General features: G+C 44.1%; 21 protein-coding genes. 8 read left to right on the forward strand and 13 right to left on the reverse strand.

What is annotated here, in order from left to right; all coding sequences use genetic code 11:
* Positions 1-358: 358 nt before the first annotated feature.
* Together C6Y39_RS01440 and msrA are read right to left on the reverse strand one after the other, a co-directional pair.
* A complete protein-coding gene (locus tag C6Y39_RS01440; RefSeq protein ID WP_105929547.1) occupies positions 359-1603 on the reverse strand; it encodes an MFS transporter in 1245 nt (414 codons plus the stop codon).
* A 514-nt stretch (positions 1604-2117) separates the two neighbouring features.
* Positions 2118-2729 (reverse strand): peptide-methionine (S)-S-oxide reductase MsrA, encoded by a 612-nt coding sequence (gene msrA, locus C6Y39_RS01450; RefSeq protein WP_105929548.1) that lies wholly within the window; start codon positions 2727-2729, stop codon positions 2118-2120.
* A 508-nt stretch (positions 2730-3237) separates the two neighbouring features.
* Between msrA and C6Y39_RS01455 the strand changes: the two genes are divergently transcribed.
* Positions 3238-3672: an OsmC family protein gene (locus C6Y39_RS01455; protein WP_105929664.1), complete on the forward strand. Its 435-nt coding sequence runs from the start codon at positions 3238-3240 to the stop codon at positions 3670-3672.
* A gap of 112 nt (positions 3673-3784) precedes the next feature.
* On the opposite strand, the gene sodC is transcribed toward C6Y39_RS01455, so the two are convergent.
* Entirely contained in the window at positions 3785-4330 is a 546-nt protein-coding gene (gene sodC / locus C6Y39_RS01460) for a superoxide dismutase family protein (protein WP_105929549.1), read from the reverse strand.
* 366 nt (positions 4331-4696) lie between these two features.
* Between sodC and C6Y39_RS01465 the strand changes: the two genes are divergently transcribed.
* From C6Y39_RS01465 to C6Y39_RS01475, 3 genes are all read left to right on the forward strand, one after another.
* Positions 4697-5341 carry a glutathione S-transferase family protein gene (locus C6Y39_RS01465; RefSeq protein ID WP_105929550.1) on the forward strand — a complete coding sequence of 215 codons (645 nt, stop codon included), beginning with the start codon at positions 4697-4699 and terminating at the stop codon, positions 5339-5341.
* Between the two features lie 247 nt (positions 5342-5588).
* Positions 5589-7433 carry a DUF885 domain-containing protein gene (locus C6Y39_RS01470; protein WP_105929551.1) on the forward strand — a complete coding sequence of 615 codons (1845 nt, stop codon included), beginning with the start codon at positions 5589-5591 and terminating at the stop codon, positions 7431-7433.
* Between the two features lie 495 nt (positions 7434-7928).
* Positions 7929-9107, forward strand: a complete 1179-nt coding sequence (locus C6Y39_RS01475) for a tetratricopeptide repeat protein (RefSeq protein WP_240618782.1) — start codon at positions 7929-7931, stop codon at positions 9105-9107.
* A gap of 2 nt (positions 9108-9109) precedes the next feature.
* Here the strand turns inward: C6Y39_RS01475 and C6Y39_RS01480 are convergent, their stop codons facing one another.
* The 5 genes from C6Y39_RS01480 to C6Y39_RS01500 form a co-directional block, all read right to left on the reverse strand.
* Positions 9110-11149: an NADPH-dependent 2,4-dienoyl-CoA reductase gene (locus C6Y39_RS01480; protein WP_105929553.1), complete on the reverse strand. Its 2040-nt coding sequence runs from the start codon at positions 11147-11149 to the stop codon at positions 9110-9112.
* Between the two features lie 284 nt (positions 11150-11433).
* Entirely contained in the window at positions 11434-11907 is a 474-nt protein-coding gene (locus C6Y39_RS01485; RefSeq protein ID WP_105929554.1) for a DUF4426 domain-containing protein, read from the reverse strand.
* An 89-nt stretch (positions 11908-11996) separates the two neighbouring features.
* The gene (locus C6Y39_RS01490; RefSeq protein WP_105929555.1) at positions 11997-12533 is read right to left on the reverse strand and encodes a YggT family protein; all 537 of its coding nucleotides are present in this window, start codon (positions 12531-12533) and stop codon (positions 11997-11999) included.
* A gap of 20 nt (positions 12534-12553) precedes the next feature.
* The gene (gene proC / locus C6Y39_RS01495) at positions 12554-13375 is read right to left on the reverse strand and encodes a pyrroline-5-carboxylate reductase (RefSeq protein ID WP_105929556.1); all 822 of its coding nucleotides are present in this window, start codon (positions 13373-13375) and stop codon (positions 12554-12556) included.
* Positions 13376-13425: 50 nt separating this feature from the next.
* Positions 13426-14112 (reverse strand): YggS family pyridoxal phosphate-dependent enzyme, encoded by a 687-nt coding sequence (locus C6Y39_RS01500; protein ID WP_105929557.1) that lies wholly within the window; start codon positions 14110-14112, stop codon positions 13426-13428.
* Between the two features lie 27 nt (positions 14113-14139).
* Between C6Y39_RS01500 and C6Y39_RS01505 the strand changes: the two genes are divergently transcribed.
* From C6Y39_RS01505 to C6Y39_RS01515, 3 genes are all read left to right on the forward strand, one after another.
* Positions 14140-15183: a type IV pilus twitching motility protein PilT gene (locus C6Y39_RS01505; protein ID WP_105929558.1), complete on the forward strand. Its 1044-nt coding sequence runs from the start codon at positions 14140-14142 to the stop codon at positions 15181-15183.
* An 8-nt stretch (positions 15184-15191) separates the two neighbouring features.
* Positions 15192-16304, forward strand: a complete 1113-nt coding sequence (locus C6Y39_RS01510) for a PilT/PilU family type 4a pilus ATPase (RefSeq protein WP_105929559.1) — start codon at positions 15192-15194, stop codon at positions 16302-16304.
* Between the two features lie 125 nt (positions 16305-16429).
* On the forward strand, positions 16430-16756 hold the full coding sequence (locus C6Y39_RS01515; RefSeq protein ID WP_105929665.1) for a putative signal transducing protein: 327 nt from the start codon (positions 16430-16432) through the stop codon (positions 16754-16756).
* 75 nt (positions 16757-16831) lie between these two features.
* Here the strand turns inward: C6Y39_RS01515 and ruvX are convergent, their stop codons facing one another.
* The 4 genes from ruvX to C6Y39_RS01535 all read right to left on the reverse strand — a co-directional run bounded on the left by ruvX (position 16832) and on the right by C6Y39_RS01535 (position 19729).
* Positions 16832-17263: a Holliday junction resolvase RuvX gene (ruvX, locus tag C6Y39_RS01520; protein WP_105929560.1), complete on the reverse strand. Its 432-nt coding sequence runs from the start codon at positions 17261-17263 to the stop codon at positions 16832-16834.
* Positions 17256-17822, reverse strand: coding sequence for a YqgE/AlgH family protein (locus C6Y39_RS01525; RefSeq protein WP_105929561.1), 567 nt, complete (start codon positions 17820-17822; stop codon positions 17256-17258). Before C6Y39_RS01525 ends, ruvX begins: the two co-directional genes overlap by 8 nt.
* A 112-nt stretch (positions 17823-17934) precedes the next feature.
* On the reverse strand, positions 17935-18885 hold the full coding sequence (gshB, locus tag C6Y39_RS01530; protein ID WP_105929562.1) for a glutathione synthase: 951 nt from the start codon (positions 18883-18885) through the stop codon (positions 17935-17937).
* Positions 18886-19000: 115 nt separating this feature from the next.
* A complete protein-coding gene (locus C6Y39_RS01535; protein WP_105929563.1) occupies positions 19001-19729 on the reverse strand; it encodes a 16S rRNA (uracil(1498)-N(3))-methyltransferase in 729 nt (242 codons plus the stop codon).
* 798 nt (positions 19730-20527) lie between these two features.
* Here C6Y39_RS01535 and C6Y39_RS01540 point away from each other — a divergent pair.
* Positions 20528-21370, forward strand: a complete 843-nt coding sequence (locus C6Y39_RS01540; protein ID WP_105929564.1) for a mechanosensitive ion channel family protein — start codon at positions 20528-20530, stop codon at positions 21368-21370.
* A 129-nt stretch (positions 21371-21499) separates the two neighbouring features.
* On the opposite strand, the gene C6Y39_RS01545 is transcribed toward C6Y39_RS01540, so the two are convergent.
* Positions 21500-22297: a M48 family metallopeptidase gene (locus C6Y39_RS01545; RefSeq protein WP_105929565.1), complete on the reverse strand. Its 798-nt coding sequence runs from the start codon at positions 22295-22297 to the stop codon at positions 21500-21502.
* Between the last annotated feature and the right edge of the window lie 208 nt (positions 22298-22505).

Consider the following 22505-nt stretch of genomic DNA (forward strand, 5'->3'; position numbering starts at 1 on the left):
CTGGTAGTGAATACTCTTGCGCACTTTTATCGCTTTGTATTTGATTTTTCTAAGCGTTATGTGAGCACCCAACGTTAACTTATAGTCAAAAAATGCCAAATTAAAAGAAAAATTATCGTTAATTTAATGTTAACTTTGATTTTGGTGAGGATAAAATGTTGGCTATCGTTGTGTTCGCCTCTGCTCTTTGAAGCTAAGTAAGAGAAAGTTCTGTTAATTAGAAATATAGATCTTTTGAATGCTTTAGGCGGGAAAAAGAAAATGAATTTAGTGGTCATCACACGAATGACAGCGACATACATTGAATGACCTGATTAAGGCGTGCTGGCAAACGAATCTGCCAGCACTAATCAGCTGTTTAACCGGATACTGCTTCTTTCTGTACTTTAGGTTTGCGCGCCGACATCACTATTGTCAGCCAAACGAGTACACCACACAAGGCTAGAGCAAGACCTACCCAGCCGGTTGAAGCATAGCCATAGCCTGCGGATAATGCCATACCAGCAAGCCAAGGTCCCAACGCATTTGCCGTGTTGAATGCCGCGTGATTCATCGCTCCAGCCAGTGTTTGTGCGTCGCCAGCAACGTCCATTAGCCTGGTTTGTAGCGGTACGACCATGCCACCGCCAATACCGATGAAAAATAACGATGTTGCCATGAGGTACGGGTTGCCCATAGACGCGGCATACGCAGCTGCTGATAAGCCAAGCAGTAGTTGAAACATTATGGCTGAAGTGAGCAGTCGCCCTTCAGAATAACGCCCGGCAATAATGTTACCCAGCGTTACGCCAATACCGTAAATTAATAAGGTTACAGATATTCCCCATTCTGGGGTTGTGGTGGTACTCAGGTACGAGGCACTGAAGTAGGAGTACACCGAAAACATACCACCAAAGCCGATAGCGCCCATTAGTAGGACTAGCAAAACATCTTTATTTTTTAGCGCCTTAAGCTCAGTGAGCGGTTTTGCATCTGGGTTAGGGCCACGGTACGGTGCGGTTTTCCATACCATTAACGCAGTTATCAATGCGAAAGCCGAAATCATGAAGAACCCAGTTCTCCAACCAAACACTTGCCCTATGCCACTGATTGACGGCACACCAATAATATTGGCGATAGCCAAGCCTAGAATGACGTTACTGACGGCTTGCGCCCGTTTATTTTTGCCAGCAATATCTGCAGCAAATAGCATGGCGATACCGAAATAAGCGCCATGAGGAAGGCCGGCAATAAAACGAGCGATATTCATTGTCCATTCTGACCATGCCAGCGCTGTAAATAGGTTTCCAACGGCATAAAACACCATCATTGAAATAAGCATGGTGCGGCGGGCAAGCCGAGAAAAGAAAATAGTGATGAGCGGCGCCCCAACAACCACGCCAATGGCATAGGCACTAATTGCGTAGCCTGCGATATGTTCGGTAATGCCAAAGTCTTCAGCGAAGTAAGGTAATAAACCCATTGCAGCAAACTCGCTACAACCAATCACGAATGTACCGAAAGCCAGCCAAAATGTAATGGTGGCCAGCGAATATTCGCCCTCGTTAAGAGAGTGGTTGGTATCCGCCGTGATAGAGACCATCTTGTCAGTTTGATTTCCCATAAATTACCTTTTGTTCCTTCTACACCTATCCGTCGACTGGAGACGATCGTAGCATCCTCAGGCTATCAAGGTAACGGTAGTTGATAAGATTTATTATTTAATTCAACGGGTTAATTGTTTTGTTTATGTTAATGGAAATGGGCTGGTGTGTTTTTTTTAAGATAGTTATAATGGTATTTGCAATATCAAACCCCTGACTTTTAAGCAAAAAATCAATACTGCACCAAAATATAAATCAGATAATCATTAACACTTACCGTAAAACGCTTGCAGACTATAGCCCAGCTTTCAGGGTCGACTTTCCACTTCACATACAATACGCAAAACGAGCAGTATGTTTTGCATCACAAAGAGGCAACCACATAAGCACAACGTCGATGCGAAGTGGGCTTGGGCTGGGTGTAATAGATGAGTTGCCTTTGCTAGGTGGTTATATTCCCGTTGCCATTTCTATTGGGCGTGATAGCAGTTCAGACTAAGTTTTATCGCTCGGTCTAGCTTTCGTGCTGCTGGTTTAAGTTCCTTTCTTTCCCAGTGCCTTATCGCCCCAAATTTTCTTTAAACGCTGGTCGCGGCCACAGTTCCATCGATAGAATTTGTAGCGAACAGGACTTTTTTTGTAGAAATCTTGATGGCCAATTTCATCGCCCTTTATCGGATAAAAGGTAGAGGCGTCGAGAATAGGTGTAACAACCTCTTTATTCGGAAACTGGGCTTTTACTGCCGCCTTTGTTTTTTCTGCAATTGCCCGCTCTTTGTCGTTAGCAACAAATATGGCGCTTAAGTAGCTTGGGCCTTTATCACAAAACTGGCCTCGGCTGTCGAAGGGATCTATGTTTACCCAAAAATGATCAAGAATATCTCGATATGAAAGTTTTGATCCATCATAGGTTATTTTAACCGCTTCATAGTGCCCTTTGTGATTGCCGTTGTAGGTTGGATTTGGCACACTTCCACCGGTGAAGCCAGAGACTACATCGGTTACCCCCTCTAGCTTTTCAAAATCAGATTCCATACACCAAAAGCAGCCACCCGCTAAAACGGCTTCGTCTGCATAAGATGCTGGTAAAAAAATAGCGGTACTAAGCACAGCGCTTAGAAGTAATGTAGAGAAAGTTGATTTCATTTTTTACCTTTTGTTGTGATGACGAGGTCTGCGCTAATAATTAGACATGTCGAAATGGTGCAAAATTATTGAGCTACTTCCTAATCATATACGCCACACCAATAGAGAACGTTTAAGTGCGCGAAATATTTCATCGCAGTATTCGTCTTCTGCTGGTTCTCCACCTTTTTAGCGTTGTCCTTTCAAAAAAATTAAGCAATGCAGCACGTAAAATTTTCATTTTAGTCTGTAGTCTGACTATCTTTTTAGGCATTAGCTTACTTTACGTGTAGGCCTGCTCTTTCCTGAGGCCAAGCATAATAGGGGGGAGCGCTAAATTGCGATGTCGGCAAAGCGTTTGCATTATTGATGTTACATAGAAGCCGATTTGTTTGACCGCAGATTGGTTTTAACCCGCTTATTGCTAAATGCTCTGTTTAAAGCAGTTCAGTTAGAGTTTGAATATGTTCGTGGCAGTTAAAACGTTTAGCGTGAAGTAAGTTCAGTCAAAAATGTAAGGATGAATGATATGTCGATAGTAAAATCAGGTAGTGCAGCGTACAAACCACTTGGCAAAAAAGGGAAGGGAAGTATTTCTACCGAAACAGGTGCCTTATCTAATCAACCCTATGGTTTTAATACACGATTCGAAGACGGAAAAGGGACTAACCCCGAAGAGCTAATTGGTGCTGCTCACGCAAGTTGCTTCACAATGGCGCTTTCATTTGCACTATCAGACGCTGGCTATGACGATGGCGAGTTAAATACGACGGCTAAAATCACTTTAGAGAAGAGCGATGACGGTTTTGAAATTACTCAGTCAGCGCTAAGCCTGGATGCCAATGTCGAAGGTATTACCGAAGATGAATTCGAAAAAATTGCACAGGACGCGAAAGAGAATTGCCCCGTATCTCAACTTCTAAACGCTAATATTACGTTGGAATACAAACTGAACAAAAGCTGAGAAAACAGCAAAAACCTTTTTTCAAACAGATTATAGAAAAGCGGCATTGGCCGCTTTTCTTGATTTTGGAGTTCATCGAGTTAATTTGAATTCTCAATATACGTTCCAAGGCTTATTTCCCAATTACACCACAAGCGACGCGCTCACCACCGCCGCCCAGCTTTTTAGGTGAATCAGAATAATTGTCGCCGCCTGCGTGGATCATCAGTGCACGGCCTTCAATATCCTCTAACTCAAGCTCGGGAGCAAACACTGGCTTTGTGGCGTTCCCATTTTCATCTACATAAAGTACGGGAAGATCACCCTCGTGACCTTTTTCAGACCATGGTTCACGGTGCTTACCGGTATGTTCTGGGTCGAAATGTCCACCAGCCGCGCCACCGAGTACTTTTTTCCCATCTTTCATCGCAGGTGAGCAGTCACCATTTTGGTGAACATGAAAGCCATGAACACCCGGTATTAAGCCTGAAAGCTTTGGCGTGAACACGACGCCATCGTCGTCGTAGCTGCTTACCATTACGGAACCAATACTTTTGCCCGTTTTTAAATCATTCATCACCACATCTTTTCCATCTTCTTGGTGATGCGCCGCAAAACTGCCCGCACTTACTATTAATGATACCGACCCTGCTAGGGTTGAGAGTAAACGTTTTTTCATAGTGTTCTCCTTCACTAAGATGTTGAAATATTGCCTTGCAATTACATGCGCACTGCACAGTTAGAACAGCACAAAGCAAACCACATTGAATTTGATTGACGATTAGGATTGGGAAAATGAAGCTAACCCGCGTGGTTATTGATGTGTAGAAAGGAAAGTTAATTGTATTAAAGAGTTAAATTGATAACTTACGAAATTAGAAATGAATTTTCTGTGAAAATCTTACGTAATGTACTCCGTAAAATTGAAGTCCCGTGGCTAGGTAAACCTTTAATTACACCGTTAAAACTCAGTTACAATATGTCGCTAGCACTCTTAGCGTATTAGACTTAAAGTGATTACACATTAATTTGATAAGGGCGGGATATGTATACGCTTTACGGCTACCCGAAAACGCGCTCGGTACGAATAGCATGGGCGTTGGAAGAAATTGGTTTACCTTACGACTACAAGGTTATTGATTTAAAGGCAGGAGAGCATCTGTCCGATGAATATAAGGCAATTAGCCCCGCCGCCAAAATCCCAGTACTTACAACACCTGAAGGTACCTTGACTGAATCAGCAGCTATTGTCACTTTTTTGGCTGAAAGACACGGCATGTATGAATTCATTCCGGAGGCCGGCAGTTTCGATAGAGCCAAGTACGAAGAGATGATGCTATTTCTTACCAGCGAGTTAGAACAGCCTATCTGGAACTTAGCGAAGCACACCTTTGCGTTGCCTAAAGAGCAAAGGCTAGAGCAAATGCGAGATGTAGCGGTGTGGGAGTTTAAGCGCGTGTTGCCTGTATTTTCTTCTATGCTTGGCGACAAAGAATTTGTGTGCGGAAGCATGTTTACCATGTCCGACGTTATAGCAGGTCATATTTTAGCTTGGGCGAAAGGGAGCAAATTAGACTTAACATTAGATGGAAAACTAGAAAATATTTCAGTTTACGCGCAGCGCGTATTAAGTCGTGAAGCGTATGAAAGAGCGTGGCGAAAAGAAATGGCTCAGATAGCCGAAAACTAATAACGCATATCAATAATCTCAAGATGAGACTTATAAAGCTTCTCTTAAAAGCAGTTAACGCTGAGGCTTTTCATAGAAATGCAGCAAGCGTGGTTTAAATAACGGCTGGTGGTTTAGCGCACCCGCTAAGCTGTGTAGCACTTAAAATTACAACGAATTAAAAAACGACAGCGCCTTTAACTCAACGCGGCGGCGAGATATTCGCGAGACACCCGCAAGATAACGGCGATTACAACAAGGAACAAAAATGAAAGTATTTAAAACACTACTAGTCAGTAGCGCAGTAACTATGGCATTAGGCCTCAGCGCTGCCTCGGCATTGGCCCATAACCATGCAGAGCAGCCAATCGACAAAGCAAGTGTGTCGGCGACGAAGGATGCATCTGAGCACGATAAGCTTTTTGCACTCTTTGCGGCTGCCGACCAGCGGAATATAGAACTAAACCCCATTATGGCTATTTTCCGTGGCGATATGCGCTATGCAGATAGAATGGGCGATTTCTTAACAGACTCCCATGCATTAGCTGGCAAAACGGCCACACTGCTAAACCTGTCAGAGCTTAAACAAATTGACCGTAGTCAATTAAGCGATACAGACAAGCTTGCCTACGATGTATTTAAATACAATCAAGAGCGCTCGCTGAAAATGTCGACAGACGAGATTGAAGCGCTAACTGAAGTTCGCCCTGTTAACCACTTCAGCGGGTTTCACACCTTTTATCCAACCTTTGCGAGCGGAAAGGGCGCAGCGCCATTTAAAACGGTAGAGGATTACGAAAATAACCTATCTCGCCATGAGGATTATATTGCGATTTCTGACCGCGCTATCGATAAGTTTCGAGAAGGCATGGAAAGTGGCGTGCTTGAAACCAAGCTTACTATCGACCGCGTTATCAAGCAGTTTGATACTCAGTTAGCTATCCCAATTAAAAAGTCACAATATTGGGGGCCAATCACCATGTTCCCAGAGAGCTTTTCTGATGAAGAAAAAGCCCGTTTAACCGCTGAATACGAGAAAGCGACGCAAGAGATTTACGATGCAACAACGCGTATGCGTGACTTCCTTCGCGACGAGTATCTTCCCGTAGCCCGTGAAAGCATTGGCCTTAGCGATATGAAAGGTGGTGCGAAGCTTTATCAGCTTATGGTGGAAGGTTCAACGACACTGCCAATGACGCCTGATGAACTTCACAAGTTGGGCTTAAAAGAAGTTAAGCGTATTAAAAACGACATGCTTGAAATTAAGGATGAAGTGAAGTTTGAAGGGACGCTAAACGAGTTCTTCGACTATGTTCGTAACGATCCTAAGTTTAAGCCTGAAAGTCGCGAGGCACTAACGCAAAGCTATTACGATATTGGCCGCGAAGTTGACGAGAAAATTGATCAGTACTTTTCTTTATTGCCCAAATCTGAGCTAGAAATAAAACCTTACGACCCTGCTATCGAGCAATTTAGCGCGGGTGGTTCTTATCAGCCGGGCACGCCCGATGGTTCGCGCCCAGGTACTTTTTACTTTAACGCGTATGACCTTCCTAGTCGCTTAACCACAGGAAACGTTACCTTGTACCTACACGAAGGCGCGCCGGGTCACCATTTCCAAGTGAGTCTAGCGCAGGAAAATGAGGCGCTGCCTTCATTTATGCGCTTTAGCTTCCTTCCAGCCTTCGGTGAAGGTTGGGCGCTTTATTCTGAAACGTTAGGCTACGAAATGGGCTTCTTCGCTGACCCATGGAATCGCTATGGTACGCTTCAAGATGAACAACTGCGCGCCATGCGTTTGGTGGTAGATACGGGTATCCATGCCAAAGGATGGACCCGTGAACAAGCTATCGACTTTATGCTTGATAATTCAGGTATGACACGTACAGAAGTTGTGGCAGAGGTAGAGCGTTATATCGCCATTCCGTCACAGGCACTATCTTACAAGGTCGGCGCACTTAAAATTCAAGAATTGCGCGCTCGTGCAGAGAAAGCGCTGGGTGATGATTTCGATATCCGAGAATTTCATGCGCAAGTGCTAAATACAGGTGGTATACCTTTGGCCATTCTTGAACAAAAAATTGACCGCTGGATTGCGAGCCAGAAAAGCTAAAGACAGTATATAGATACACAATAGGCCAGTAGATACGGTTGAAGTGACCCCCAATAGTTGGACATTCCAATTGCGGGGGCACATCCCTTATATTACTGGCTTTTTTGTACTGCTAGCGTTGGCAATATCTTTTCTGCATTCCGTATACCGACTATCAAATAGAAGGTTGCTGTGGAGTGTAAATTTCACTCTAATTAAGGTAGATACCTTTGAATTTTAAATAAAAAGAAAGGCTGTGTAACTGTGTCTTATTTCATTTATTTGCTCATTGAGCAATATTTAGAAGTTCAAGACATGTTTTGATTTGTGTAGTCAGTCTGAATTTAAAAAGCGCAATAGTAAAGGCTGTTGATCAATATCACACCAATCTGATACCTTCGATGTAGCATATTTTTGAAGACAGACGTTTGTCGAATAGTAATTTGCTTACGTATATTGGTATTAAGCCTTCAAAGGCTGCTGCCATCAAGGAAACTGTATTGAGAGGGAACGATATTGAAAGAAATCAAGTCGATGGCTCGATTGGCAATAGGTGTAGCAGTGATAGCCATCTTGTCTGCTTGCCAGAATTTGCCAGTGACAAAAGTGGTAGAGAGCGAATCTGTAATAGCAGAACCTGAATGGGAGAACTCTACGTTTAAGTACACGCCAGTAGAAAAGCCCAGTTCACTTTTTTCATTAAGTTTAGAACAGCAGCAAAAATTTCTTTCATACTATTATGCGCCGGAAAATCAAGACATTGCTCCCAACTTTAGACTAGCGGACTACCTCAACAAGCTTCTAGAACACTTCGATTATGCTGGTGATACTTTGACCGCTTCGGAAGCGCTAAGCAAACAATCGGGAAATTGTTTGACTTTGGCTGTGCTAACAACTGCGTTAGCAAAACTAGTAAGCCTTGAAGTGTATTATCAACAAATTCATACCCCACCTCTTTATCGCAGAGTTAATGGTGTTCTTACTACCTCAACCCATGTGCGCAGTATTGTGCTTGAACCTCAGCATGAAAAACAAGATGGAGTGATTTTCTTTAGGAGTAGAGCCGTAATAGACTACTTTCCTTCAGCATCCAATGCTCTCGGTGAGTATATAGGGGAAGAAGCCTTCATTTCCATGTACTACCAGAATATGGCAGCTAATGTAATGGGAAACAAAAGTGGCGACCTTGCCTATAGCTACTTATCTGAAGCGATGAATCTTGACAATAAAAACCCAGAGACGATAAATACTCTCGCCGTTCTATACCGAAAGCATGGTCTACACGAGCAGGCTAGAAACCTTTACGAGTTTGTTATCGACAATGAGAATAAATCTGTTCATACGCTTACAAATTACGCAGTTCTCTTAGATAGCGTTGGTGATAAAAAAGCACTCAGTCGTTTGGGGGAACTTTATTTGCGTGCTGATGATAGCAATCCTTATCGGTGGTACGATCTGGGGAATGTTGCACTAAAAAAGGGGGACTACGAGCGTGCCACCGTATTCTATAGACGAGCAGTGGAAGAAGGACCATATTTAGCCGAGGGCTATCTCGGCCTGTCGAAAGCGTACTACTTTAGGGATAATATCGAGAGGGCGCTCGTCATGATGAAAAAGGCAGTATCGCTATCATATCAGTCTAATCGCGGCCTATACGCTGCAAAGCTTGAGGCCTTGCAGCGTATCAATGAGTAGTCTTATATAGATGCTGCGAGCTCCGCGCCTTGACGAATCGCGCGCTTGGCGTCTAGCTCTGCAGCTACATCAGCCCCACCTATAATGTGTACAGTTAATCCCGCATTTTCCAGCGGTTCTTGGAGAGGCTTAAACGGCTCTTGGCCTGCGCAGACTATGACGTTATCGACTGGCAGTACTTTAGGCGTGTCGTTAATCAGTACGTGAAGGCCTTCATCGTCCACTTTCTCGTAGCTCACACCATTTATCATTTGGACATTATGGTGTTTTAATGATTGCCTGTGGATCCAGCCGGTTGTTTTGCCAAGCCCTTTGCCTACTTTTGAGGTCTTACGCTGAAGTAAATAAACTTCGCGGTCTGAAGGCTCTATCGCTTTTTGTTTGAGCGCCCCCGGCGTTGAATAATCTTTATCGATACCCCAGTGGTCAAGCCATTTATCCTTATCTTTGGCTAAGTGTTCATGCTCAACTAAAAACTCTGCTACATCAAAACCGATGCCGCCAGCGCCCACAATTGCCACTTTTTTGCCTACCGGCTTGTGGTCTCTCAATACATCCAAATAGCTCATCACTTTGGGGTGGTCGTGGCCTTCAATTGTCAGTTTACGTGGGTTGATACCGGTTGCTAACACGACTTCATCAAAGCCGCCTTTAGCAAGGTTTTCAGCATTCACGTCAGTATTAAGATGGATAGTAACGCCAACACGTGCCAACTGATTATCGAAATAGCGTAATGTTTCGTAAAACTCTTCTTTGCCAGGCACTTGTTTAGCGTAGTTAAACTGCCCGCCAATCTCAGCGGCTTTATCGAACAAGTGTACGTCATGACCACGTTCAGCGGCATACATGGAAAATGCCAGTCCAGCTGGACCTGCACCTACAACCGCTAACTTTTTCTTGTTTTGGGTGGGCTCAAAAGTCAGTTCAGTTTCATAGCATGCCTGTGGATTAACTAGGCAGCTTGCACGCTTTTGCTCAAATGCATGATCTAGGCAAGCCTGGTTACACGCAATACAGGTGTTGATAAGCTTAGATTCATTGCGCATGGCTTTGGTAACAAAGTGTGCATCAGCCAAGAAAGGGCGGGCCATCGACACCATATCAGCATGACCTTGAGCCAACACCGACTCTGCAACTTCAGGAGTATTGATGCGGTTAGTCGTAATAAGAGGGACAGACACTTCTTTTTTCATGCGTTCGGTTATCCATGTAAACGCCGCGCGAGGCACCGAGGTGGAAATAGTGGGGACCCGCGCTTCGTGCCAACCAATGCCGGTATTAATAAGCGTAGCACCTGCTTTTTCAATTTCTTTAGCCAAGTACACAACTTCATCCCATTTAGCCCCGCCTTCAACCAAGTCGAGCATAGACAGTCGGTAAATAATTATGAAGTTAGTACCTACTTTTTCCCGTACGCCTTTAACTATCTCTATAGCAAGACGAGCACGGTTTTCCAAACTGCCGCCCCATTCGTCACTTCTATGATTGGTCCGCTCGCAGAAAAACTGGTTTATAAGGTAGCCTTCAGAGCCCATAATTTCGACGCCGTCGTATCCAGCATCTTGAGCTAAGCTAGCACATTTTATGTAGTCTTTAATGGTACTTCTTACGCCCCGTGAGGAAAGTTCCCGTGGCTTAAAAGGCGTGATAGGCGACTTCATAGGTGAGGCAGAAACGGCAAGCGGATGATAGCCGTAACGCCCTGAATGCAGAATTTGCATGCAGATCTTGCCGTTTTCTTTATGCACTGCTTCAGTAATAACACGATGTTTTTTGGCATGACTCGAACGGGTCATTCTGCCTGCAAATGGCGCAACCCAACCTGAAATATTAGGGCTGATCCCGCCAGTTACGATAAGACCTGCACCGCCTTTCGCACGCTCGGCATAAAATGCAGCGAGTTTGTCAAATCCGCCTTTTTCTTCTTCAAGGCCAAGATGCATAGAACCCATTAGCGTTCTATTTCGAAGCGTAGTAAAGCCTAAATTTAGTGGTTCAAGTAAGTGAGGGTATGGTGAAGGCTGCGATGCGGGCGTATTCATAATTATTCTCTGTTTTTATATGCTATGAAGGCGGCTGGTTTATGGTTTACGAGCTAAGTTTACCGTTAAACGCTAGCTTGACCGACCAGTTGTTCTGATTATTTACCACTGCATGCAAATGGTAAAGGAGAGTCATCAAGTTTTTATAAAAATAAAAAAGCGAGATACCAGTTGAACGGAAATCTCGCTTTTAAGCGTTTAATTTTATTAACCCTGATTTGGTGCAACGCATAAACTAGTTGTTACACCTATGTATGCCCGAAAGTGCTGAAATGTGCCGCTATCTATTCATCAACATACATTTTTTGCTGGAATTTCAACGTTTGTTTACTCGTACCTTTTTGTACACCAATCTCAAACCTAAAGGTTTCCTGATCGCGAAACGGTAAAACAGCTAAATAATAAATTGCGTCGCCATCTTCAACTTTTTTGAAGGTAAGCTTGCGAGCGTTACCTAAAAGGTTCTTTGCTGTACCTGTGACGTCTGCACGTTGCGCTTCGCCAGAAACTTTGTCGAGTACAGAAATGTTCACCAGCGCGTTAAACTTACTTCTTACGATGCCATAGCTAGCAGCAACTTCGGGCGTTAAAAATGGGGTGCCGACCACCATGTAATGTACATCCCATTCACCCAGCGTTTGCTTTTGTTCGGCAAAAGCAGAGATGCTTAGGCAAGCCATAGCTATTGCAAGAAATGCCAAATAGCCTTTTTTTATTCGGTTTGATTTATTCATGATAGACCTTATCGTTGCCTTCATTTTTACCTGTGTTTTTCCGCTCACGATGCAATAAACGTCATTGCTTGGACCGCAGATATCTTAATGATATGTCGGTATGTAGACATTCATTACATAGGGAAAGTATCTTGGATCAGTAGCTGTAAAAACTGTAATGCAATGATGGCAATAAGCACTGATAAGTCCAAGCCGCCTAATGGAGGAATTACCTTACGGATAGGCGCTAAAAACGGTTCGGTAAGCTGATACAAAACGTAGTCAACAGGAGACTGACCTTGTGATACCCAGCTTAAAATAGCCCGTAACAGCAACACCCAAAACATCAGCGATAAGGTTTCTTTTACCACACCAATCACTGACAGTATTGCAATGCCAACAGGGTTGAGGCTACCGCCAAACATCAAGCCCAGCGTGATGAGCTTTAGGGCGCACACTGCTATTGCCAACACAAAGGTAGCGGTGTCGAATCTGCCGATTGACGGGATAACACGGCGCAACGGCCCCACAATAGGGTGGGTTGCTTTTACTACAAATTGACTCATTGGGTTATAAAAATCTGCTCGAACCACTTGTAGCCACAGGCGCAGAATAACCACCATCAAATAAAGGCTAAATAAGGTATCAATCAAAAATACCGTTGCATTCATGTTGTGCTTTTCCTAAAACGTTATAGCTGTTTTGCCATTTCTTCTGCACGCGAAACTGCTGCGCGCATCGATTTGCTGACAATGTCTTTTAAACCTTCATTAATGAAAGTATTTACGGCTTCTGCTGTCGTGCCGCCTTTAGATGTAACTTGGGCACGAAGCTCGCTTAATTCAAGGTCGGGGTTGTTACAAACCATTTCGGCTGCGCCTAACATGGCCTGCTGAACCATTAAGCGAGACTGGGCTTTATCGAAGCCCATGTTCATTGCTTCTTCCTGCATATTTTGCAGGAACAAGAAGAAATAAGCAGGGCTGCTGCCTGCTGCAGCAATAACGCCGTTAATACCCTCTTCTTTATCTACCCATACGGTTTCGCCCACGCTGTTCATCACATCGTCAACGTATTGTCTGTCAGATTCTGAAACCGTGTCGTCGGCATACATGCCTGACATACCTTTACCCAATAAGCTTGGGGTGTTAGGCATAATACGAACAACAGGGTATTCACCACCTAGCATTTCTTGCAGCCGAGCGACGGGAAGACCGGCAGCAATACTCATAAACAACTTGCCAGATAGGTCATTGTTCTTTTGTAACTCGGCGCACATATCGCCCATTATTTGTGGTTTTACCGCAAGCACGATGGCATCAGCGAATTGGCAAGCTTCATCATTAGATTGTGTGGTGTGAATACCAAACTCGGCTTTCAGGCCGTCTAACTTGGGTGTGGAAGGGTTTGCCGCCAAGATATTTTCTTTGGCGTAACCAGATTTGATAAGACCACTGATGATGCTGCGGCTCATGTTACCCGCGCCAATAAATGCTAATTTTTTCTGTTGCATGTAAATCCTATTTGTTAGTTTCGTTTAAGTCTGTGTAGTGAGGTGTCGACCTAATTTCGTTTACCGAAAATGGCGGTACCTACGCGCACCATCGTCGACCCGTGCTGGATCGCTTCTGTCATATCACTACTCATTCCTACGGATAGGGTATCAAAATTGCTCAGTGATGTATGGTAGTGGTCGAATAATTCTTTAAGTTTGGCGAGCGACTTGTGCTGCTGCTCTTCACTTGGGTTGGCTTTGGGAATGGCCATTAATCCTCGCAACGTTAGGCGTTCCTGCGATTCAATGAACTCGATAAGCGAAGATAATTCGCCAGGAGATATACCGGACTTACTCTCTTCGTCATCAATATTCACCTGAATACATACATTCAGCGGCGGCAATGAGTCTGGTCGTTGCTCGTTCAAGCGGCGAGCAATTTTTTCTCTGTCTACAGACTGAACCCAATCGAAATGCTCAGCGACGATTTTAGTTTTGTTTGATTGGATTGGGCCAATCATATGCCATTCCAGATCATCGAGATGAGAAAGTTCCTGAACCTTTTCAACACCTTCCTGTACGTAGTTTTCACCGAACATTCGTTGTCCCGCTTCATACGCTTCCATGATATCTGATACGGGTTTTGTTTTGCTAACCGCTAGCAATTTAACAGAATTTGGTGGACGATGTGCACTGGTAGCGGCTTGGTCTATTCCTTTTAGTGCGGAATTTAGTCTTTCTGCTATTGTTTGCATTATTCACCTTGTTTTGGAGAAGTGGTTGTGGATATTACCGAACTTTTGGCTTTCAGTGTTAAGAATAACGCCTCAGATTTACACTTATCAGCGGGCCTACCACCAATTATTCGTGTAGATGGCGAAATGCGTAAACTGAACGTGCCTGCTCTCGATCACAAGCAAGTACACAGTCTCATTTATGAGATTATGAACGACATGCAGCGCAAAGAATACGAAGAAAATCTAGAAACCGATTTTTCTTTCGAAGTAAATGGCCTGTCGCGCTTTCGTGTAAATGCATTCGTCCAAAATCGCGGTGCTGCCGCGGTGCTGCGTACCATTCCCAGCAAGGTATTGACGCTAGACGATTTAGGCGCACCCGAAATTTTTAAAGATATAATAAACCAACCTACGGGGATTGTGCTGGTAACGGGAGCAACGGGCTCGGGTAAAAGTACCACGCTTGCGGCAATGGTCGATCATATCAACACCCACAAGCGTGAGCATATTCTCACTATTGAAGATCCAATCGAATTCGTTCACGAAAACAAACTTTGCCTGGTAAACCAGCGAGAGGTGCACCGCGACACTCACTCGTTTAACAATGCGTTGCGTTCAGCACTTCGTGAAGACCCTGACGTGATTTTGGTGGGCGAGCTACGTGACCTTGAAACCATACGACTAGCTATATCCGCTGCGGAAACCGGTCACTTGGTGTTTGGTACGCTTCACACTAACTCTGCGCCAAAGACTATCGACCGTATTATCGATGTATTCCCAGCCGAAGAAAAGGCCATGGTGCGCTCCATGCTCTCAGAGTCGCTACGCGCGGTAATATCTCAAACCCTGCTGAAGAAAGTTGGAGGGGGTCGAATAGCAGCACACGAGATCATGGTAGGTATTCCGGCTATTCGTAATCTTATTCGTGAAGATAAGGTGCCGCAAATGTACTCTGTCATTCAAACTGGTCAGGCACATGGAATGCAAACGATGGATCAGTGCTTACAGCGTTTAGTGGCCATGGGGGTGATTACTAAACAAGATGCGGCGGCTAAGTCGGTGGATAAACAGTCGATGAACAACTTCTAGAGGCCGATATGTTAGATTCACTTTTACAAAAAATGGTCGACTCCAATGCGTCGGACTTGTTCATTACCGCCGGGTTTCCCGTTAGTGCCAAGATAAACGGTAAGCTTACGCCGGTCACTGAAACGGCGACTTCTGAGGACGCCTCATTAGCGCTTGTTCATGAAGCCATGACCGAAAAGCAGCAAAATGAATTCCATACCTCGAAGGAATGTAACTTTGCGATAGTGCGAGAAGGAATTGGCCGCTTTCGTTGCTCTGCGTTTTGGCAGCGGGACAAGGCAGGCATGGTTATACGTCGAATTGTTACTCAGATACCCAAAGCAGATGATTTAGGTCTACCGCGAGTATTGAAAGAAATCATTATGTCCAAGCGTGGTCTTGTTCTGTTTGTGGGTGGAACCGGAACGGGTAAATCTACTTCACTTGCTGCGCTTATTGGTCATAGAAATGAAAACTCTCATGGTCATATCTTAACTATAGAAGACCCCATTGAATTTGTGCATGAGCACAAAAATTGCGTTATCACTCAGCGCGAAGTAGGCATCGATACGCAATCTTTTGACGATGCGCTTAAAAGCTCGCTGCGTCAGGCGCCAGATGTCATTCTCATTGGTGAGATTCGTTCTATGGAAACCATGGAATATGCCATGTCGTTTGCCGACACGGGGCATTTGTGTGTGGCAACACTGCACGCTAACAATGCAAACCAAGCGATAGAGCGTATTATGCATTTAGCGCCTAAAGATCAGCACGACAAGCTGCGCTTCGATTTAAGCCTAAACATTCGGGCTATTGTTGCCCAACAGCTTGTTCCTACTCCGGATGGTAAAGGCCGGGTAGCTGCAATTGAAATACTGTTAAATTCACCATTAGTGCGCGACCTCATTCAGCGAAATGAAATTGGCGCGCTAAAAGAGGCGATGAAGAAGGGCAAAGAGCAAGGTATGCAGAGCTTCGATATGGCCCTTTATGATCTTTATAAAGCGGGCAAGATCGATATGGATCAAGCGTTGCATCATGCTGACTCGCCTAATGACTTACGCTTGATGATTAAACTTGATACTAGCGATGGATCTAGTTTGGGCACGCTGTCCAATGTGTCCATTGATATGGATGATTAGAACGCGTTCAGTTAAATTGAGGCAAAATATACGTCGTAATTTTATGACCTGTACTCGCCAATAAACGGTATTTTCTAAAAAAGCAGCCTTCAGTGGCTGCTTTTGTATTTGAATGAGGATTGCTTTTGAAAAAACTTTTCACTTCACAAGATGCCTTTGAAATGCAAGCCGTTCGCAGTGAATTAGACGCTCTATCTATCCCTTATATGGTAAAAAACGAGTTTGCTAGCGGCGCCATTGGTGAGTTGCCTTGGCAAGACTCACAACAAGAAGTATGGCTCGTTGATGATAGTTGGTATGGCAGGGCTTCTAAAGTGGTGGAAGCGTTAATAAACAGCGCAAATAAAACAACGGGGGCCAGAGAGGACTGGCTTTGCACGCAATGTGGAGAGGAAAACGGTAGCGCATTCGAGTTATGTTGGCAATGTAATGAAGGACATCGCCCTGAATAACGTTAGCACAATAATTTATAGCGCTTAGTGTAACCGGATTTTGCTAGGGCGCATGAAGCGTATTACTTAATTGGCTTATCCATATTGGCTTTCAGTCCAACTGGCAAAAATAACACAAGCAGACACGCTATCTACTTTATCTTTAGTTAGCTTCTTATAACCGCCTAGCTCAAACAACATGGATTTGGCATCGGTAGTAGTAAGGCGCTCATCACACGTTTCCACTGCCACACGGAAACGCCCGTGCAGCCGGTTGGCAAACTTGCGTGCTCGCTGTGTCATTTCTTGCTCGGTACCATCCATATTAAGCGGTAACCCCACCACGACAACGTGAGGCTGCCATTCCTCGTACAGCTTTTCAATCACCGCCCAGTCTGGAATGCCGTCTTTCGCTTTTAATGCCGCTAGTGGAGAAGCGGTACCGGTAATTTCTTGTCCCACCGCCACGCCAATACTTTTAGTACCAAAATCAAAAGCAAGTACCGTGCGATTACCTAACTCAGGCATGTCCGGCCCCTGGCGCAAGCTGCCACACGTCAACACCCAATTTATTTACCGTTGCCTGCCACTTTTTGTGTATGGGCGTGTTAAACAAAATATCTTCATCGGCTTCAATAGTTAGCCACGCGTTCTCTTGCATTTCTTTTTCAAGCTGCCCCGCAGTCCAACCTGCATAGCCCAATGCAATAAGCACGTCTTTCGGCCCCTCATCGTTGGCAATTGCAGTAAGTATATCTTTCGATGTGGTGACCATAATGCCCGGTGCAAGCTTGAGACTCGACGCCCATGCTTTTGGGGAAGAATGGAGCACGAACCCGCGCTCTTGACTCACAGGCCCGCCAGCGAGAACGATATCCTCAGCTTTTTCATCAGATACATTAAGTTCTTTATCAGTTTGTTCTAGAAGTTGCTTCACGTTCATCGTAGAAGGCTGATTTACTACGATGCCCATTGCACCTTCTGCGTTATGCTCACAAACATAAATGAGTGATCGGGAAAAGTACGGATCGTCCAGACTCGGCATCGCGACTAAAAAGTGGTTCTGTAAGCTTTTCAATTCCGTCATAGGTTTTCTTTCACTTCTATTGGACTGCGAACTAACAGCATGCAGACCTTTTTTACTTATTGTTTAAAATGTCGTCGGTATAGGGCCCAAGCGCGTTGAGCCTTATATCTCTTTACTTCTTCAGGCGCTTTTCTATCGCATCAAACAGCGCACCGATTATATTGATGTCGTAAGCTGCTTCTATTTCTCGTACGCACGTTGGGCTAGTAATGTTTATTTCGGTAATTTTATTCCCAATTACATCAAGACCCACAAAAAGAATATTATTTTCTTTCAGCGTAGGCGCTATAGCCTCAGCTAGCGCTCTGTCAGACTCTGAAATCGGCTGCGGGCGACCAGTACCGCCGGCAGCTAAATTACCGCGGGTTTCGCCCTTAGTTGGCAGGCGTGCTAAGCAGTAGGGCATCACTTCGCCATCAACAATCAGTACACGTTTATCGCCATCTTTTATTTCTGGCAAATACTCTTGGACCATCATGTATCGGGTGCCCAACTTAGTTAACGTTTCAATGACAACGCCTAAATTGTTGCCGTCAGGTTTAATTCTAAAAATAGAGGCACCGCCCATACCGTCCAATGGCTTGCAAATAATATCCTTGTGTTTAGCGTGAAACTCGCGGATCAAGGTTTGATTGTTTGAAACCAATGTATGAGGAATATGTTCTGGAAAGTAAGACGTAAATAGCTTTTCGTTGTAATCACGCAGCGCCTGCGGATTGTTAACCACGAGCGCGCCTTCGTCTTGAGCGAGCGAAAGTATTTGAGTGGCATAGAGAAATTCACTGTCAAACGGAGGGTCTTTGCGCATTAGCAATACATCGATATCTCCTAAGTGAACAGTAAATTCATCCTCAACAGTATAAAAATCCGTTGATTGATCTTTTACTGATACGGTCTTACCAAGCCCCATAGGCTTACCGTTATCCAAGTACAAGTCTTTTAGCTCGAAATAGACAATTTTTGCACCGCGGCGCTGGGCCTCAAGCATCATTGCGAAGCTTGTGTCTTTATGTGGCTTAATGCTCGCAATGGGGTCCATGATTACGCCAACGGTATATTGCATAGTGTCTCACCTTAAATATTTATAAAATCCCATCACAGACGGGCCATCTACTTATTGATTTATATTGGGGCACAGCTTAAGTTCTTCAAGCCAATCATTTCACACGCAAAAGGCGTTAAAAGTCGCCATGCAGCGCTTGAAGTATACTTAGGCTGGTTATTGCCGCCGTTTCCGTTCGCAAAATTCGAGGTCCCAGACTTACTGACTGGTAACCGCTCTCATTCGCTTGATGTATTTCTGTTTCGGCCAAGCCACCTTCAGGGCCAATTAATAAACGAAAACCATGCGTGTTATAAGGTTGTCTGGCTAGACTTTGTTCCGCTCCTGGAGCAAGTACAAGCCTTGTTGTACTTGTTGATGATGACAGCCACTGGCTCAGACTAACGGGTGCATTAAGTGTTGGAATAACGTTGCGACCGCTTTGTTCGCACGCGCCGATAATGATCTTTTGCCATTGCTGGATTTTTTTCTCCCAGCGCGATTCATCAAGCTTTACGGTGCAGCGCTCGGTGATTATAGGTGTAATTTCAGACACTCCAAGTTCCACACCCTTTTGCAAAACGGTGTCCATTCTATCGCCCTTAGAAACACCCTGACCTAGGTGAATGTGAAGTGGTGACTCTTTTGCCAAAGAAAGGCAAGCATCAGCTTCTACCGTAACTTTTTTCCTTTGAACACTGATGATTTGTGCGCTGTATTCATTACCATCACCATTAAATAACACTATGGGGCGATTGGGCTTAATACGTAAAACCGTGGCGATGTGATGTCCTGCATCTTCGGTTAACTCGAATTCTTGTTCTAACGGGATGGGATTGGGGTAATAGACTCTAGGTATACGCATAGTAAATCAGGTGTATGGTTTTACCGCGTATAATACGTGTGTGGAGATACAGGTTGCAATGCTGTTGAAGACTTCGTATGCACTTTAAGGTTAAATTCGCCTTAATAGTAAATGACACGAACAACAGCATGCGCCCTTTAAATACTTGCTGACTCGGTTTTTTCTCTACGCCGCAGTGGGCGAAGAGTCGTTAGAAGACGATTTCAACACAGAGGTTGTTCGCTTCGATTGATGTGACGGGCGGTACTCCGCTCTTGCGTACTTAGTATGTTTTCCTTTATCAGTGCGAAGTGAATATAAAAACAAACACAATACAACTGAAAATAAGGTAATGAGAAGCAACATGCGTTAATCCTTTAAGTGACATAGTTTGCTAAAGCTCGTTCATGTTTGGCTGGCCGGCTACATATTAGGTGTGCAACGCGCCCAACTTTCATGAGACTTTAGTCTAAAACTTTGCGGCTAAAAAATCATCAAAAAAATTGTCTTAAAACTCGGTAACTTCCAATTTTATGGAAAATAGCAAAGCGCATTTAAGCTTCGAGTGAAATCATGCTTTTAATGAGTTACAGGGGTGTGACAATTATTCAAAAAGATACTCAAACTTTAGTCTATATGATGGTTAAAAATGACGTTTCAGACCGCTACTTTAGGATAATTCTCGCACTATCAACAGTCTATGTAGCTTAGACTTTAGAGCAAATTTATGCTGTTTGAGCCTATTATGTATTGGTGTTAATACGAATAGCTGCTAACGTATTTGCGTTAATTACAACTAACCATGACAAGGACCATATTATGGAAGAGAAACTCTCGCTTTTTTCAGCAAGCGATGTTGAAAGATATATAAACGAATACGCCATTCCTTGGGGTATCAATATATTAATGGCGATTGCAATTTATGTAATCGGTAAAATCGTAGTTGGACTCATCCTTTCTGTTTTTAGACGCCTAATGGCTAAATCTAAATACGATGACATGTTAGTAGACTTCCTAGAAGCCATACTTAGCGCAATTTTGATGCTGTTTGTTATTGTAGCGTCACTCGACCAACTAGGTGTAGACACTACTTCGCTTGTTGCAATACTGGGTGCTGCCGGTCTAGCAATTGGCCTATCACTGCAAGATTCACTGAAGAATTTCGCGGCTGGTGTAATGCTTCTAGTATTTAAGCCATTTAAAGCGGGCGATTTTGTTGAGGCTGCTGGTACGGCGGGTTCTATCAAGAAGATTGGTATCTTCACTACCACAATGAATACACCAGACAATAAAGAGATTATTGTACCAAATGGTAATATTTATGGCGGTAACATCACCAACTATTCTGCAAAAGATACTCGTCGCGTAGACATGGTTGTTGGTATTGGTTACGACGCCGACTTGTTGAAAGCTAAGCAGGTATTGCAAGAAATGGTTGCTGCTGATGAGCGTATTTTGGCAGAGCCAGCACCGACTGTTGCAGTTTCTGAACTAGCAGATAGCAGCGTTAACTTTGTAGTACGCCCTTGGGTTAAAGCTGCAGACTTCTGGGCAGTTAAGTTCGACTTTACTGAGCAAGTCAAACTTCGCTTTGACAAAGAAGGTATTTCTATTCCATTCCCACAAATGGATGTTCATCTTCACAAGCAAGACGGCGAATAGTCACTAGCTTTGAAAACAAAAAACGCTGCAATGTTGCAGCGTTTTTTTTTGCTTTAAGGAAAGGGAATACTGATACCTTTTACTGTAATCTTGTAGTAGCCAAAAACCGTCGATTTTGGCGCCCACATTTTATCTGCAGTTAGGACGATAGGCAGTGGCTTGATAGTCTGCATAGGCGTCGGGCATATTAGCTCGCAAGTTATCAATTCTTGTTTGTGGAGCAGGGTGAGTTGATAACAGTTCCATTGGACGGTTACCCCCACTTGCCGCATCCATGTTTTGCCATAAGTTAACTGACTGTCTAGGGTCAAATCCAGACTTCGCCATGAGCTGAAGACCTATAACATCGGCTTCAGATTCGTGAGTTCTGCTGAAAGGTAGTTGAACACCCACCTGAACACCTAAACCTATGGCTGCCATAATCGGCCCTGATTGAGGCACTTCGTTCGCTGCTAACACCTGACCAACCGCTTGACTTCCCATATTGATCAATGTTGATTGTGACATCCGTTCGTTACCGTGCTCTGCAATAACATGTCCCACTTCATGACCGATAACAGCGGCAAGTTGATGCTGGTTTTCTGCAACGTTAAGAAGCCCTGTATATACACCAATCTTTCCGCCTGGCAGGGCAAACGCATTTACCTGTTCATCGTCAAACACCACCACTTCCCACTGACCATTGAAAACGCTAGCGGGTACTTGGGCAGTAATGGCGTTTGCTACACATTCTACGTAAGAATTCTGAACAGACTTATTCGAAATTTTGAGTTCCTCTTTCATTCCTGTGAAAGCTTGGTCACCCATTTGAGCTAACTGACTCTCAGAAAAGAGCAATACTTGATTTCTGCCTGTTGGTGAGGTTGCACAAGCAGTTAGCGTAAGCGTCGCTGCAATCAATGCTGACGCTGTGAATTTCAATTTCATGACTAATCCTTTTAAAAACTTAAGAGCGTCGGAACCACTCACTTCAACAACGAGCTATTCCAATTTCATTAAGTTTATACATAATATTGTGAATATTAGTATCAGATAGTGCCTTCAAATAAAACTAGACGTTTGCTTTATCTATGATTTTCGATGGGTTAAACCCGTGGGGTTCTTATCTTTGTTATAGAAAAGTGACTGCCCTTTG

This window comes from Alteromonas gracilis, from assembly GCF_002993325.1.
GTDB classification, from domain to species: Bacteria; Pseudomonadota; Gammaproteobacteria; order Enterobacterales; family Alteromonadaceae; genus Alteromonas; species Alteromonas gracilis.